The organism is Clavibacter michiganensis (genome assembly GCF_002151125.1).
Lineage (GTDB): Bacteria > Actinomycetota > Actinomycetes > Actinomycetales > Microbacteriaceae > Clavibacter > Clavibacter michiganensis_C.
Genome location: NZ_MDJZ01000017.1, coordinates 368,355 through 383,771 on the forward strand (window position 1 = coordinate 368,355; position 15,417 = coordinate 383,771).

15 protein-coding genes are annotated in these 15,417 nt (G+C 70.2%); 6 read left to right on the plus strand and 9 right to left on the minus strand.

All coding sequences use genetic code 11. The annotated features are described in order from the left end of the window. Positions 1–24 precede the first annotated feature (24 nt). On the minus strand, positions 25–1,455 hold the full coding sequence (locus tag BFL37_RS13775; RefSeq protein ID WP_086515644.1) for a CCA tRNA nucleotidyltransferase: 1,431 nt from the start codon (positions 1,453–1,455) through the stop codon (positions 25–27). A gap of 93 nt (positions 1,456–1,548) precedes the next feature. Here BFL37_RS13775 and BFL37_RS13780 point away from each other — a divergent pair, with 93 nt between their 5' ends. The 6 genes from BFL37_RS13780 to BFL37_RS13805 all read left to right on the plus strand — a co-directional run bounded on the left by BFL37_RS13780 (position 1,549) and on the right by BFL37_RS13805 (position 9,608). Continuing rightward, complete coding sequence (locus BFL37_RS13780) at positions 1,549–3,837, plus strand: DUF6049 family protein (RefSeq protein ID WP_086515645.1); 2,289 nt, start codon at positions 1,549–1,551, stop codon at positions 3,835–3,837. A 36-nt stretch (positions 3,838–3,873) separates the two neighbouring features. Then, positions 3,874–5,502, plus strand: a complete 1,629-nt coding sequence (gene murJ / locus BFL37_RS13785) for a murein biosynthesis integral membrane protein MurJ (protein ID WP_086515646.1) — start codon at positions 3,874–3,876, stop codon at positions 5,500–5,502. A gap of 156 nt (positions 5,503–5,658) precedes the next feature. Continuing rightward, on the plus strand, positions 5,659–6,696 hold the full coding sequence (gene trxB / locus BFL37_RS13790) for a thioredoxin-disulfide reductase (RefSeq protein WP_086515647.1): 1,038 nt from the start codon (positions 5,659–5,661) through the stop codon (positions 6,694–6,696). A gap of 81 nt (positions 6,697–6,777) precedes the next feature. Continuing rightward, a complete protein-coding gene (gene trxA, locus BFL37_RS13795; protein WP_086515648.1) occupies positions 6,778–7,101 on the plus strand; it encodes a thioredoxin in 324 nt (107 codons plus the stop codon). A 169-nt stretch (positions 7,102–7,270) separates the two neighbouring features. Next, positions 7,271–8,593 carry a PLP-dependent aminotransferase family protein gene (locus tag BFL37_RS13800; protein ID WP_086515649.1) on the plus strand — a complete coding sequence of 441 codons (1,323 nt, stop codon included), beginning with the start codon at positions 7,271–7,273 and terminating at the stop codon, positions 8,591–8,593. 49 nt (positions 8,594–8,642) lie between these two features. Continuing rightward, positions 8,643–9,608 (plus strand): D-alanine--D-alanine ligase family protein, encoded by a 966-nt coding sequence (locus BFL37_RS13805; protein WP_086515650.1) that lies wholly within the window; start codon positions 8,643–8,645, stop codon positions 9,606–9,608. A 56-nt stretch (positions 9,609–9,664) separates the two neighbouring features. Here the strand turns inward: BFL37_RS13805 and BFL37_RS13810 are convergent, their stop codons facing one another. The 8 genes from BFL37_RS13810 to rpmH form a co-directional block, all read right to left on the minus strand. Then, a complete protein-coding gene (locus tag BFL37_RS13810; RefSeq protein ID WP_086515651.1) occupies positions 9,665–10,666 on the minus strand; it encodes a ParB/RepB/Spo0J family partition protein in 1,002 nt (333 codons plus the stop codon). Beyond that, complete coding sequence (locus tag BFL37_RS13815) at positions 10,666–11,547, minus strand: ParA family protein (protein ID WP_086515652.1); 882 nt, start codon at positions 11,545–11,547, stop codon at positions 10,666–10,668. Before BFL37_RS13815 ends, BFL37_RS13810 begins: the two co-directional genes overlap by 1 nt. Positions 11,548–11,694: 147 nt before the next feature. Further along, positions 11,695–12,330, minus strand: coding sequence for a 16S rRNA (guanine(527)-N(7))-methyltransferase RsmG (rsmG, locus tag BFL37_RS13820; RefSeq protein WP_086515653.1), 636 nt, complete (start codon positions 12,328–12,330; stop codon positions 11,695–11,697). 616 nt (positions 12,331–12,946) lie between these two features. Next, positions 12,947–13,525, minus strand: a complete 579-nt coding sequence (locus tag BFL37_RS13825; RefSeq protein ID WP_143331612.1) for a protein jag — start codon at positions 13,523–13,525, stop codon at positions 12,947–12,949. Further along, on the minus strand, positions 13,522–14,484 hold the full coding sequence (yidC, locus tag BFL37_RS13830) for a membrane protein insertase YidC (RefSeq protein WP_086515654.1): 963 nt from the start codon (positions 14,482–14,484) through the stop codon (positions 13,522–13,524). Before yidC ends, BFL37_RS13825 begins: the two co-directional genes overlap by 4 nt. Positions 14,485–14,494: 10 nt before the next feature. Then, positions 14,495–14,806: a membrane protein insertion efficiency factor YidD gene (yidD, locus tag BFL37_RS13835; RefSeq protein WP_086515655.1), complete on the minus strand. Its 312-nt coding sequence runs from the start codon at positions 14,804–14,806 to the stop codon at positions 14,495–14,497. After that, positions 14,803–15,144, minus strand: coding sequence for a ribonuclease P protein component (gene rnpA / locus BFL37_RS13840; protein ID WP_086515656.1), 342 nt, complete (start codon positions 15,142–15,144; stop codon positions 14,803–14,805). The genes yidD and rnpA overlap by 4 nt, the downstream gene beginning before the upstream one ends. Positions 15,145–15,147: 3 nt before the next feature. After that, positions 15,148–15,285, minus strand: a complete 138-nt coding sequence (gene rpmH / locus BFL37_RS13845; RefSeq protein WP_012039665.1) for a 50S ribosomal protein L34 — start codon at positions 15,283–15,285, stop codon at positions 15,148–15,150. Positions 15,286–15,417: the final 132 nt, after the last annotated feature.

Here is a 15,417-nt window from a genome sequence, read left to right on the forward strand (position 1 = left end):
GGCCGCGTGGCGCCGTGATGCGGATCAGGCCCGCTCGGCGGCCCACCACGCGACGAGGCGGCGCTCGGCCTCGTCCTCCGGGAGCGGCCCCTCGTCCAGGCGCAGCTCGAGGAGGAAGCGGTAGGCGCGGCCCACCACCGGGCCCGGCGGCACGTCGAGGACCCGCATGATCGCCTCGCCGTCGAGGTCGGGCCGCACGGCCGCCATCTCCTCCTGCTCGGCGAGCTCCGCGATGCGGGCCTCGAGGTCGTCGTAGGCGAAGCCGAGGCGGTCGGCCTTGCGGCGGTTCTGCGTGGTGACGTCGGCGCGCGTGAGCATGTGCAGGCGCTCGAGCTCGGGGCCGGCGTCGCGGACGTAGCGGCGCACGGCGGAGTCGGTCCAGCCGCCCTCCGTGTAGCCGAAGAAGCGGAGGTGCAGCTCGATGAGGCGGGCGACCGACGCGATCGTGTCGTTGTCGAACCGGAGGGCGCGGAGGCGGCGCTTGGCCATCTTGGATCCGACCACGTCGTGGTGGTGGAAGGTGACGACCCCGCCGGGCTCGAGCCGGCGGGTGGACGGCTTGCCGATGTCGTGCAGGAGCGCCGCCAGGCGGAGGACGAGATCCGGCGCCTCGCCCGGGTGGCGGGAGCGCTCGTGGTCGATGGCCTGGTCGAGCACCTGCAGGGAGTGCTGGTAGACGTCCTTGTGGCGGTGGTGCTCGTCGGCCTCGAGCTTCATCGCGGGGAGCTCGGGCAGCACGTGCTCCGCGAGGCCGCCCTCCACGAGCAGGTCGAGACCCGCGCGCGGCTCGGGGGTGCGCAGCAGCTTGGAGAGCTCGTCGCTGACGCGCTCGACCGAGATGTCGAGGATCCGCGGGGCCATGTCGCGGATGGCGGCGAGCGCGGCGTCCTCTAGGCGGAAGCCGAGCTGGGACGCGAAGCGGACCGCCCGCATCATGCGGAGCGGATCGTCGCCGAACGAGACCTCGGGCGCGACGGGCGTGCGGAGCACCTGGGACAGGAGGTCGTCGATGCCGCCCGACGGGTCCACGAGCACGACCTGCGGCAGGCGCACGGCGAGCGCGTTCACGGTGAAGTCGCGGCGGACGAGGTCCTCCTCCAGCGAGGAGCCGAACTCGACCTCGGGCTTCCGGGAGACGCCGTCGTACTGGTCGGTGCGGTAGGTCGTGATCTCGACCTGCTCCCCTCTCACGCGCGCGCCGATCGTGCCGAACGCGCGGCCGATGTCCCAGTGGGCGTCGGCGACGGGCTTCACGATCTCGAGGATGCGGTCGGGCCGCGCGTCGGTGGTGAGGTCGAGGTCGGTGGCGGCCCGGCCGAGGAAGGCGTCGCGCACCGGTCCGCCGACGAGGGCGAGCTCGTGGCCGGCCTCGTGGAAGGCGCGCGCGAGCACGGCGACCGGGGGCGATGCGGCCAGCTCGCGGAGACGCTCGAGGGCCTGTGCGACGCTGTGCATGGTCGGACAGTCTACGGCGGGACAGCCACCCGCATCCGGCGTCCACGGCGAGCGCACACGGGTCGCGCGGGGCCGGCGCTTTAGAATCGCCAGATGCACGCCGCGCCTCGAGACGACGCCGGCCACACCCGCACGGACAGAGCCCTCCGGCTGATCCGGCGATCCGCCCGACGCACGATCTCCACCCTCGTGTGCGTCACGGTCGCCGCCGGGACGCTCGCCGCCGGGACGGCCGCGGGTCCGTCGACCCCGGCGCACGCGGCCACAGAGGGCGTGACGCTCACCGTCACGCCCTCGGCCGAGGGGAGGCTCGCCCCCGGCGAGGACCTCGCGGTCACCTTCTCGGTGGTCAACGCGACGGAGTCCGCGGTGCCGGCCGGGCGCATCGACCTCGACCTCAACCGCACCGTCCTCGACACCCGCGCGAAGCTCGACGGGTGGCTCGACACGGCGTCCACGGACGCGAACACGCGCACCGGCCCGCGCATCGGCCGCGCGGACACCCCGGAGGTGCCCGCGGGCGGCACGGTCGACGTGTCCCTGACGGTGCCGTCGGCGACCGTGGCGCTGCAGGGCAGCCGCGGCGGCTTCGGGCCGCGCGGGCTCACGGCGGAGCTCGAGGCCGGCGGCGCCGACGTGGCGACCGGTCGCGGGGCGGTCGTGTGGAGTCCGGGCACAGATCCGGCTCCCGTCCCGGTCGCGGCCGTCATGCCGCTCACCGTCCCGCCGAGCGCCTCGGACTTCGTAGACGCCGAGGCCCTGGCGACCTACACGGCGCCGACGGGCACGCTCACGCGCCAGCTCGACGCGGTCGACGGCCGGCCCGTCGCGGTGGGCATCGATCCGAGGATCATCGCGTCCATCCGGATCCTCGGGGCCGACGCCCCCGCATCCGCCGTCGAGTGGCTGCAGCGCCTCCGCGAGATGCCGAACCAGACCTTCGAGCTGGCATGGGCCGACGCCGACGTCGCCGTGCAGGCGCAGGCGGGTGCCGCGACCCTCCTGACGCCCACGGACTCCACCTACGCCGTGCAGGCGAGCCGGTTCGCGGCGCCGGGCTCGAGCCCCGCCCCGAGCCCGACGCCATCCGAGACCCCCTCGGCCACGGAGTCCCCCGCCGCGAGCGGCACGCGCGACGGATCCGCCGTGGCCGGGGCCGCCACGGCGTCCCCCGCCGAGACGGTCGACCCCTCCGAGCCCGAGCCGAGCCCGGCGCCCACCACGCCGGCGCTCGCACCCGTCCCGAGCCTCGCCGACCTGACCGCCTGGGACTACACGATCTCCGGCGTCTCCTGGCCCGCCGCCGGCACCGTCACGTCGAACAACCTCGGGGTCCTGGCCGCGAGCGGCACCACCACCGCGGTCCTCGCGAGCGGCGACGTGCAGTCCACGAGCTCGGCGCCCGTCGGTGCGACCGGGAACGTCGGCGACATGACCGTGCTCGTGACGGACGCGCGCGTCTCCGCCCTCGTCGACCGCGCGCTCTCCGCCGAGACGGACGAGGCGTTCGGGATCGCGCTGGCCCAGCTCTCGGCGACGCTCGCGGCCGACGCGCGCGCTGCCGACGGCCACGTCGTGGTCGCGGGCCTGGAGCGCGGATGGGCGGCCTCCGGCGGGCGCCTCGGGCAGCTGCTCGACGCGATCCAGGCCCTCCCCTACAGCGACACCGCCGAGGTGGGCACGGCTCTCGGCAGCGCACCCACGTCCCTCCAGGTCGTGGACCACCCGGAGGACCCGGCACGCGTCCAGCGCGTGGCGGACGCGATGTCGCTCGAGGCGCAGGTCGCCGCGTTCGCCAGGGCGGTCGAGCGCCCCGAGCTCGTCACGGGGCAGCAGCGGATGCTGCTGCTCGCCACCCTCGCCAACCGCTGGCGCGACGACCCGGATGGGCAGCTGACCGTCCAGGACGGTTACACGGCCCAGGCCGACGGACTGCTGGGGTCGGTCGCCATCACCACCCGTCAGAACACCGTCATCAGCGACACGACGAGCCTCCTCATCAACGTCAGCAACGAGCTCGACCAGGCCGTCACCGTGCGGCTGTCGATCATCGCGGGGAGCGGCCGGATCCGCGTCGACGACTCCGCGCTCGTGACCGTCCCCGCGCACGGCAGCGCGTCGGCACGGCCTCCCATCACCTCCATCTCGAACGGCGACGTCGTCGTCACCGCGCGGCTCACGACCGAGGACGGCTCCGTCCAGATCGGCGAGAGCGCGCCCGTCGAGCTCTTCATCCGCGCCGGGTTCGAGGCCGTCGTGACGACGCTGTTCGTCGCGGCCGTCGCCCTCCTGTTCGGCTTCGGCCTGTTCCGCAGCATCCGCAAGCGCCGCCGCGCCCGCGCCCGGCAGCTCGCCGGCCTGCCCGAGGAGATCGATGACTGACCGGATCGCGCCGCCTGCAGCCACTTGGGGCGCCGCGTGACCGCCGCCCCCGCTCCCCGCGGCGGCATCGGGCGCGCGTCCGCGCTCCTCGCCTCCGGCACCTTCGTCTCGCGCATCCTCGGCTTCGTCAAGGCCATCGTGCTGCTGCAGACCATCGGCGCGACCCTCGGCAGCTCCAACGCCTTCTCGAACGCGAACCAGCTCCCGAACAACATCTACGTGATCATCGCGGGCGGCGTCCTCAACGCCGTGCTCGTCCCGCAGGTCGTGCGGGCGGCGAAGCACGCGGACGGCGGCGCCGGCTACATCAACAAGCTCGTGACCATCGCGATCGTCGTGCTCGGCGGCGTCACGATCCTCGCGACCGTCGGCGCCCCCGTGATCTCGCGCCTCTACGCGGCGACGCTGCCGCCCGACGTCTTCGCGCTCGTCGTCGCCTTCGCCTACTGGTGCCTGCCGCAGATCCTCTTCTACGGGCTCTACGCCGTGCTCGGCGAGGTGCTGAACGCGCGCGGGTCCTTCGGCCCGTTCACGTGGGCACCCGTCCTCAACAACGTCGTCGCCATCGCCGGCCTCCTCGTCTTCCAGGCGATGTTCGGATCCGGCAGCCGCCCCGTCGACGACTGGAGCCTCGACAAGATCATCGTGCTGGCCGGATCCGCGACCCTCGGCGTCGTCGCCCAGGCGCTCATCCTCTTCGTGTTCTGGCGCCGCGTCGGACTGCGGTTCCGCTTCGACTTCGCCTGGCGCGGCGTCGGCCTCGGCACGGCCGGCCGCCTCGCCGGATGGACCTTCGGCATGCTCGTCGTCACGCAGCTGGCCGGCATCGCGCAGTCGAACGTGGCGAACATCGCGGCCACCTCGGACAGCCCGTCGAGCACCATCCTGCTCAACGCGTGGCTGTTCTTCATGCTCCCGCACTCGATCTTCGCGGTCTCCATCGCCACCGCGTACTTCACGCGCATGAGCACGCACGCGGGCGAGGGCGACCACGACAGCATGCGGGCCGACCTCTCCTCCGCCGTCCGGCTCGTCGCCCTGATGACCGTCCTCTCGACGGCCCTCATCGCCGTGCTGGCGGGACCCGTGGCGCGCGTGATGGTCTCGGGCGACATCGGCGAGGTGCGCGGCTACGGCGTCGTCCTCATCGCCTTCATCCTGGGGCTCCCCGCGTTCAGCACCCTGTTCGTGCTGCAGCGCGCGTTCTACGCGCTCTCGGACACGCGCACGCCGTTCCTCATCCAGTGCGCGCAGGTCGTGCTGTTCATCGCCGGCGCGCTCGTCATCTCGCAGCAGCCCGTCGAGCTGATCGGCGTCGGGCTCGCGGTGCTGCAGACCGTCACCGTCACCGGGCAGGCCGTGCTCGCCGCCGTCCTCCTCCGCCGGCGCATCGGCCGCATCGACGGTCGTCGGATCCTCCGCAGCGCCGTGCGCTTCGCCGTCGCCGCGGTGCCGACCGCGCTCGTCGGCATCGGGCTGCTCGCCCTCGTCTCGGGCGGCGCGTTCGAGGGGATCGGCGTCGCGTCGAAGGGGCAGGCGCTCCTCGTCGGGATCCCGCTCGCCGCCGTCATGACGGCCGTCTACCTCGCCGCCCTGGCCGCCATGCACTCGTCGGAGCTGCAGCAGCTCGCGGGCCCCGTGCTGCGCCGCATCCGCCGCCGCTGACCCGCCGCGCCGAGGGCGTCCTGCCCCGCGCGGACACGTCTCCGGGCCCGCGCCCCCGCCCGGTGGAGGTGGAGGAATAGCCGCTACCGTGGGTCTGTTGCAGAGGTGAGCGGGTGCCGGGAAGGCGCCCCGCCGAGCAGTGGAGGAGAAGCCGTCGTGCGTCAGATCATCATCATCGGTTCGGGTCCGGCCGGGTACACCGCCGCCATCTACGCCGCGCGCGCCAACCTCACGCCCCTCCTCATCGCGAGCTCGGTCGAGGCCGGCGGCGAGCTGATGAACACCACCGAGGTCGAGAACTACCCCGGCTTCACCGACGGCATCCAGGGCCCCGACCTCATGATGGCGATGCAGGCGCAGGCCGAGCGCTTCGGCACCGAGGTCGTCCTCGACGACGTCACGTCCGTCGAGCTCACGGGCGACGTCAAGCGCGTCACGCTCGGCAACGGCGACGTGCACGAGTCCCTCGCGGTCATCGCCGCGACCGGATCCGCGTACCGCAAGCTCGGCCTCCCCGCGGAGGACCGCTTCAGCGGCCACGGCGTCTCGTGGTGCGCCACGTGCGACGGGTTCTTCTTCCGCCAGAAGACCATCGCGGTCGTCGGCGGCGGCGACAGCGCCATGGAGGAGGCGACCTTCCTCACGCGCTTCGCGGAGAAGGTGTACGTGATCCACCGCAAGGACACGCTGCGCGCCTCCAAGATCATGCAGGACCGCGCGTTCGAGAACCCCAAGATCGAGTTCGTCTGGAACGCGCAGGTGGTCGACATCACGGGCGGCGAGAAGGTCGAGGGCGTCGTGCTCGAGGACACCGTCACGGGCGAGCAGCGGCCGCTCGCGCTCGAGGGCCTCTTCATCGCCATCGGGAACGACCCGCGTACGCACCTCTTCCACCAGCAGCTGGAGCTCACCACCGAGGGCACCATCGCCGTCGAGGGCCGCTCCTCGCGAACCAACCTGCCGGGCGTCTTCGCCGCCGGCGACGTCATCGACCCCACCTACCGCCAGGCCGTCACGGCCGCCGCGTCGGGCACGGTCGCGGCGCTCGACGCCGAGCACTTCCTCGCGTCACTGCCCGACACCCTGCTCGACGCCGCTTCCGACGGGCCGGACGGCCCCGCGGGTCACGGCGCTCCGGCGGCCGGCAGCGCGGTGGATCCTGACGGCGAGCTCGTCGGCGCCGAGCACCAGTAGAAACGGGCGCGACGCAGCGCCCCACCGACAGCGAAGGCCCCGGGATCCGCCCGGGCCACCGAACCACACGAAGGAGCACTCATGTCCCACTCCCGCGACGTCACCGACGCCAGCTTCCAGGCCGACGTCCTCGACGCCGAGAAGACCATCATCGTCGACTTCTGGGCGCCCTGGTGCGGCCCCTGCAAGGCCGTCTCCCCCGTCCTCGACCAGATCGCGGCCGAGAACCCCGGCATCGAGCTCGTCAAGATCGACGTGGACGACAACCCCGAGATCGCCATGAAGTACAAGATCACCTCGATCCCGGCCATGAAGGTCTTCCAGAAGGGCGAGGTCGTCAAGACCGTCATCGGCGCCAAGCCGAAGCCGGCCCTCGAGCAGGAGTTCGCCGAGTTCCTCAAGTAGCACCCGCTCGCGCCGTTCGTGCGACGAGCACCACCGGAGGGCCCGGCACCGCGAGGTGCCGGGCCCTCCGTCGTCCCGCCGTCACCGCCGGCCCGGCTGACGGTGACCCACGGGGATCCCGGCCGCCGCCCGTTAGGCTGGTCGGCAATCGGACAGTGAGAGACGTGACGTGACACCTGCAGGCAGCCCCCGCGAATCCGCGGGCACCAACCTCGACCCCTGGTTCCCCCACTACGCGGAGAGGACCTCCGGCCTGAGCGCCTCCGAGGTCCGCGCCCTCTTCGCCGTGGCCTCCCGCCCCGAGGTCGTCTCGCTCGCCGGCGGCATGCCGTTCGTCTCCGCCCTCCCCCAGGAGCTCATCGTCACGGCGATGGAGAAGGTCATGCGCGAACGCGGCCCGGTCGCGCTGCAATACGGCGGCGGCCAGGGCACGCCCGAGCTCCGCGAGGACATCCTCGAGATCATGGCGCTTGAGGGGATCCGCGGCAGCGTCGACGACATCGTCACCACCACGGGCTCGCAGCAGGCCCTCGACCTCGTCACCAAGCTCTTCATCGACCCGGGCGACGTGATCCTCGCCGAAGCCCCCAGCTACGTCGGCGCCATCGGCGTCTTCCGCAGCTACCAGGCCGTCGTCGAGCACGTCGTGATGGACGACGACGGCCTCGTCCCTGAGGCGCTGCGCGAGGCCATCGCGCGGATCCGCGGCGAGGGCCGCACCATCAAGTTCCTCTACACGGTCCCCAACTTCCACAACCCGGCGGGCGTCACCATGTCGGCCGCCCGACGCCCGGAGATCCTGGAGATCTGCCGGTCGAACGACATCCTCGTGCTCGAGGACAACCCCTACGGCCTGCTCTGGTTCGACCGGCCCGCGCCGGACGCCATGCGCAGCCTCGACGACGAGGGCGTCATCTACCTCGGCTCGTTCTCCAAGACGCTCGCACCGGGCTTCCGGGTCGGCTGGGCGCTCGCCCCGCACGCGATCCGCGAGAAGCTCATCCTCGCCCAGGAGTCGGCGGTCCTCTCCCCCAGCTCCTTCAGCCAGCTGATCATCTCCGAGTACCTGCACGCCTCCGACTGGAAGGGCCAGATCGACACCTTCCGCGGCGTGTACCGCGAACGCCGCGACGCCACGCTCTCCGCCCTCCAGGAGCACCTGCCCAGCCTGTCCTGGACAGTCCCCAACGGCGGCTTCTACGTCTGGCTGAAGCTCCCCGAGCAGCTCGACTCCAAGCAGATGCTCCCCCGCGCCGTCACGGCGCTCGTCGCCTACACGCCGGGTACCGCGTTCTACGCCGACGGGCGCGGCCGGGATGCCATCCGCCTGTCGTTCTGCTACCCGACGCCCGACCGGATCCGTGAGGGCATCCGACGCATGGCGGGCGTGATCGACGACGAGATGGACCTGCTCACCACGTTCTCGGGCACGGGCGCGCTCTCCTCGCGTCCCACGACCTCGGTCGTCACACCGCCGCCCGACATCGACTGACCCTCCGCCACCGCGTCCACGGACACCGACCGCAACCGGATCGAGCATCATGACCGCACACGAGCCCCTCTCCGTCGTCGTCCTGGCCGGCGGCATCTCCCATGAGCGCGACGTGTCGCTCCGCAGCGGTCGTCGAGTCGCGGATGCGCTGCGCGGTGCCGGCGTCCAGGCCTCCCTGCGGGATCCGGACGCCACGCTCCTCGACTTCCTGCGGGACACGCCGCCGACCGTCGTCTGGCCCGTGCTGCACGGGGCGAGCGGCGAGGACGGTGCGCTCCTCGGTCTCCTGGAGCTCGCCGGCGTCCCGTACGTCGGCTCGTCCGCGCGATCCGCGCGGCTGGCCTGGGACAAGCCCACGGCGAAGGCGCTGGCCGAGTCGGCCGGGTTCCGGACGCCGCGATCCGTGACCCTGCCGAAGGACACGTTCCGCGAGCTCGGGGCGGCTGCCGTGCTCCGTCTGGTGACCGAGGCGATCCCCGCCCCCTATGCCGTCAAGCCCGCGCGCGGCGGCTCGGCGCAGGGCGTCACGATCGTGCACGACGCCGATGCCCTCCCCCGCGCGATGGTCGACGCCTACACCTACGGCGACGTCGCCCTCATCGAGCAGCTGGTCGAGGGCACTGAGGTCGCCATCGGCGTCCTCGACACCGGGGACGGTCCGACGGCACTCCCCGCCACGGAGATCGTCCCGACGTCGGGTGTGTACGGCTATGAAGCGCGATACAACGCGGGCCTGACCCGCTTCTACACTCCCGCCCGCATCTCCGCCGGAGCGACATCAGCGGTCGCGGAGACGGCGGTGGGGATCCACCGAGCCCTGGGCATCGGGCAGATGTCACGCGTCGACCTCATCATCGATGCCGCCGGCGAGCCGTGGTTCCTGGAGGTCAACGTCATCCCCGGTCTCACCGAGACCTCGTTGCTTCCCCAGGGGCTCGCGGCGGCGGGCGTCGAGGTGGGCGATCTCTACCGTCGGCTCGCGGAAGCGGCGCTCTCCGCTGCAAGCGGTCGCTGAGACCCCACCAGCGCGTACCGCGCGAGCAGACCGCTCCGTGCGCCCTCAACGCGCCTTCAGCTCGCGTCGGCGTCCGGCACGCCCATCTCCTGGGCGATGCGGGTGAGGTCCCCCACGGTCGCGAAGTCGATCACGATCTGCCCCTTCTGCGCCGACATCGTGACCCGCACGCTCGTGTTCAGGTGATCCCCGATGCGTTGCGCGGTCTCGTCCAGGTGGGCGTTCCGTGCGCTGCTCGCGCTCTTGCGCGGCTTCGCGGACCTCTGGCCACGCTGTGCGGCGGCCTCGGCCGCGCGCACGGAGAGATCCTCGTTGACGATCTTCTCGGCGAGATGACGCATCGCGTCCTCGTCTCCCGACGACAGGATCGCACGCGCGTGCCCGGCCGAGAGGACGCCAGCGGCCACACGGTGCTGCACGTCCTCGGGCAGTCGCAGCAGTCGGATCGTGTTGGTGATCTGAGGCCGTGAGCGTCCCAGCCGTTGGGCGAGCTCGTCCTGCGTGATGGCGAAGTCAGCCAGCAGCTGCTGATAGGCGCTCGCCTCCTCGAGGGGGTTCAGCTCCGAGCGGTGCAGGTTCTCGAGCAGCGCGTCGCGGAGCATGGACTCGTCGGCCGTGTCCTTGATGACGGCGGGGATGCTGTCCAGCCCGAGCTCCTTGGTGGCCCGCAGGCGCCGCTCCCCCATCACGAGCTCGTATCGGGCGCGACCGTCGACGTCAGCGCCCAGAGGGCGTACGACGATGGGCTGGAGGACCCCGTACTCCCGGATCGACACCATGAGCTCCTGGAGCTCGTCCTGACGGAAGTCCGTCCGCGGCTGCTGGGCGTTCGGCGTGATGTCCGCGGGGTCCAGGTTCGCGAGCCTCGCGCCCGGGACGGCGACGAGCTCGGGTTCGACATTCGTCGCCCGCGCCGTGTCGGAGCCGCTCTGCACTCCGCTGGGCGCACCCGCGCCGATGCTGTCCGGGAAGAAGACGTCGACGGGCCTGCTGCGCTCGTCGGACGTGGGGATGAGGGCGCCGATGCCGCGACCCAGGCCGGTTCTCTTGGTTGCCATTACTTCGGGGCTCCTCGGTATGCGATCTCGGCCGCAGCTTCCAGATAGGACAGCGCGCCGGGTGAGTTGGGGTCGTAGCTGATGACGCTCTGCCCGTAGCTGGGCGCCTCGCTGATGCGGACGGAGCGAGGAATGAGGGTCGTGAGCGTCTGCTGGGGGAAGTGCTCGCGGACCTCGGCGGCCACCTGCTGCGCGAGGTTCGTTCGTCCGTCGTACATGGTCAGGAGGATGGTCGACATGGCGAGATCCGGGTTCAGGTGCTTCGAGATCAGCTCGATGTTGGAGAGCAGCTGGCTGAGCCCCTCGAGGGCGTAGTACTCGCACTGGATCGGGATCAGGACCTCCTTGGCGGCGCTGAAGGCGTTGATGGTCAGGAGCCCTAGCGAGGGCGGGCAGTCGATGAGGACGTAGTCGAAGTCGCGTCCACGCTCGGACGCCAGGAATGCGTCCAGCGCCAGTCGCAGTCGGCGCTCTCGATGCTCGAGATTGACGAGCTCGATCTCCGCACCTGCGAGGTGGATGGTGGCTGGCACGCAGAAGAGAGTCTCGAACTCCGGACTGCCCTGCACGGCGTTCTCGATCGGAGAGCCATTCACCAGCACGTCGTAGACGCTCGTCAAGTCACTGGAGCGATCAGCACCCAACGCCGTAGACGCGTTCCCTTGGGGATCCAGGTCGATGACCAGCGTGCGGGACCCGGACTTCGCCAGTGCGGCAGCCAGGTTCACCGTGGAGGTCGTCTTGCCGACGCCCCCCTTCTGGTTGGCGATGGTGAAGACGCGCGTGATGGCTGGCCTCGGTAGGACGAGTCCCGCCAGCGCCTTCCTCCGTCGGCTGGTCTCAGAGAGTTCACGCGCGATGGGGCTCAGGTCATCATCCATGAGCAGCTCCTGATCCGAGTTCGCCGGTCATGTCGGTGTGCTGTCCGGCGTCATGTTTCACGTGGAACATGGGGGCCAGCCCCGTGGTATGTACAAAGAATACCTGGCTGATCGGGCTTTCCTCTCCCTGCGCCGTTGTCTCGACCCTCATGCGAGACGCGCTCGAATGACACGGGTGACCTCATCGACTTGCCCTGATCCCAGCGTGAGCACCTCCACGTCCTCGAGGTGGAACTTGCGGATCGCCTTGCCGGCAGCCTCGACCTCACGCTCTGCATTGGCGCCCTTCATGAGCACCAACTCGCCTCCGGTGCGTACGAGCGGAACCGTCAGCGGGATCAGCTTCGCGAACGCGCTCACGGCCCGCGCCGTCACCTGGTCCAGGGTGAACTCCTGCCCCACCTCCTCGGCACGCGCTCGTCGGACGGTCACATTCTCGAGCCCGAGATGCGCCACCTGCTCCACCAGCCATGCCACCCGTCGCTCCATGGGTTCGATGAGCACGAAGTCGACCTCCGGCCGAGCGACGGCGAGGACCAGACCCGGCAACCCCGCCCCCGTGCCGATGTCACCGACGATTCCGGGACGAAGGAGAGGGGCGACCAGTACGGAGTTGAGGATGTGGCGCGACCACAGGCGCGGAGGTTCGAGGGGGCCGATGAGTCCCAACTCCTCCCCCCGCTCGCCGAGCTGCGAGGCGAACTCGCGAGCCACGTGGATCCGGTCTCCGAAGAGGGTCTCAGCCACCGCCGGCTCGCGCTCGATCATGGCGTGCTGAGGCATCGGAATCCATCCTGTGATCGGTCGTGCAATGCGATGAGAACAAGCCAGTGCGTCGTGAGATCAGCTGCGCAGGCGCGTCCGCAAGCTTAGCCGCGAATCGCGCCGTTCTCGATCACACGACCGAACGCTCCTCGCCGATCCCGGCTGCTGACATCAGCGTCCGCGAGCATGTTCCACGTGAAACCGTGCTTGAACGACATCGCGTCGCGGCCCGAACTCGAGTGCCCGTGTGATGTGAAAGGTAGAGGGTCGGTATGGCAGGCCGCCCCGGCGTTTCACGTGAAACATCAGATGACCGCCGCATCGGCCGCTCAACCCACATCGTCATGGGAGCCATCTGCCACTCGTCCAATACGACACCCTGCACGACACGCGATCGCCTAGGTACCCGGTCGCCGACTCGATGGTGCGCACAAGTACCCTTCGGATCAGGCTCGACGGCTGCCTACGCGGATGAGTAGCTGCTCAGAGAGGCGGCGACTCATCTCCCCAGGAACGGTCGGTTGAAATGATACGTCCGTACTACCAAGACCGACGAGACCGCTTCGAGCATTCGACGAACGAGAGAGGCCCGGTCCAACAGGACCGGGCCTCATCGCATGTCATCGCACGCGGATCACGCCTTCGTGATCACCGTGTGTCGGTCGCGACCCTCACCCTCGGATTCGGACGTGTACCCGCGCTCGGCCACGATGTCGTGCACGAGCTTCCGCTCGTACGAGGACATAGGCGGAAGCGATGCGCTTGCCGAGCCCGCCGAGATCCGCTCGATGGCCCGATCCACGAGCTGCGCGAGCTCGACCTGACGTGCATCCCGCGACCCGCCCACGTCGAGGATCAGACGACTGAAGACACCGGTCTTGTTCTGCACCGCGAGTCGGGTCAACTCCTGCAGCGCCGTGACGGTCTCCGGGTTGGAGAGCAGTCGCAGGTCCTCGGAGTCCGCCGCGTCGACGGACACGTACGCCCGGCCGCCGCGCTGATCGATGTCGATGTCGCCATCGAGGTCGCAGATGTCGAGGAGCTCCTCGATGTAGTCCGCGGCGATGTCGCCCTCGTCGACTCCGCTGACGCCAGCCTTGGCCACCCCATCGACGGCCTCCACATCGACGCCCACGGCAGTAGCCAACCCCTCGTCTTCGACGACTGAGGCGGGCGCGATGCCCTGGTCCGAGACCTCCCTCGCCTCGCTCATCGGCTCTTGGACCCCGCCTGCTTCTTCGCGCGGTTCTTCCCGACGGGCTGCTGGCGCTGCGCCGGCTTCCGCTCCTCGACGACGATGGTGGACGACTCGGCAGACTCCTCAGGTGCGACGAGCTTGCCCTTGCGGGCCAGGCGCGCTTCACGCGCGCGTGCGGCCTCGCTGCCGGGAGTCGGCATGTTGCGGATGACGAGGAACTGCTGGCCCATGGTCCAGAAGTTCGAGACGAGCCAGTAGAACATCACGCCGAGCGGGAACGCGATCCCGGAGACGGCGAAAACCAGGGGGAGGATGTACAGCAGGATGCGCTGCTGCTTGAACATCGGGCTGGCCTTGGTCTCCTCGGACATGTTCTTGGCCATGATCTGCAGCTGCGTGATGAACTGCGATGCGCTCATGAGGATGACCATGACGGTGGCGATCACGATGACGGTGATGTTGCCGTTCGCAGTCGAGATGGCCGACTGCAGGGGAGCCCCGAGGAAGGAGGACTCCCCGAACGAGCGCGAGAGCTGGTCGTTGAGCAGGCCGATGCCGGGCAGCTCCTCCACCGCCGCGCGGTGCAGGACGGAGTACAGGGAGAAGAAGATCGGCATCTGCAGCAGCAGGGGGAGGCAGCTGCTCAACGGATTCGTGCCGGTGTCCTTGTACAGCGCCATGGTCTCGCGGGACATGGCCTCGCGCGAGAACTGATCGCGCTTGCCCTTGTACTTGTCCTGGATCTTCTTCAGCTGCGGCGCGACCTCCATCATGCGGCGCTGGTTCTTGATCTGGCGGACGAAGATCGGGATGAGCGCCGCACGCACCACGAGCACCAGGCCCACGATGGAGAGCACCCACGTCGCGCCGTTGTCGGGGTCGAGTCCGAGGGTGGTCCAGAGCGTGTGGAAGCCGACCAGGATGAGTTCGATGACCCACTTGATCGGCCACAGGATCGTTCCGAGGAAGTCCATGAGGTTGTCGTTAGCCCTTTCCGTGGCTGGGTGCGACGACGAATCCGAGCCTCGTGCGCCGGTACTGCTGGACCCGACGAGCGGGGACGTCGTCGATGCCGCCTTCCGCCCAGGGATGGCACCGGCATACGCGCCAGGCCGCGAGGAATCCGCCACGGAGGAGCCCGTGCTCCTGCACGGCCTCCAGGCCGTACGCGGAACAGGAGGGGTAGTACCTGCACACGTCCCCGTAGAGCGGGGAGACCACCCGCCGATAGAGGCTGATGACGGCGATGGCGGCGTTCCGCGGCGCCAGGACGACGGAGGTCACTGCCCTCTTCATATCGTCCTCACGACCCGCGTCACGGCTGACGCGATCTCCTCCTGCAGGGTAACCCACGGAGTCGTCTCCATGCCTGGCAGTACGCGGATCACGACGGACAGGCCGGACGGCAGCGTCGGGAGCAGGCCCGCGGACACCGCCTTCAACCGGCGCCGGACCAGGTTGCGGGTCACGGCGTTGCCGACCTTCTTCGAGACGATGAACCCGAAGCGGGTCGGATCATCCGCGGAACCGACCAGCACGGACACGACCGCCGTGCCGGTCGTCGACCGGCGTCCCCGCCTGACCACGGTGCGGTAGTCCGCACCGCTCGTCACGCGGTTCCGCCGAGCGAGCACGTGCTACGCGGAGAGCTCGGTGCGTCCCTTGCCACGGCGGGCGGCGAGGATGGCACGGCCGGCACGCGTGCGCATGCGGAGGCGGAAGCCGTGCTTCTTGGCCTTCTTGCGGTTGTTCGGCTGGAAGGTGCGCTTGCTCACGGTGAGTCTCCACTCAGGTTGGTCCACGGGGCCGACGAGTGCGGCTGGGAAGATGGGGCAGCCTCGAGGGGCTGGGTCAACTGCCTAAATCTACGGGCCGGGCGGCCTGCGGTCAAACCCGCGGGCGGGATC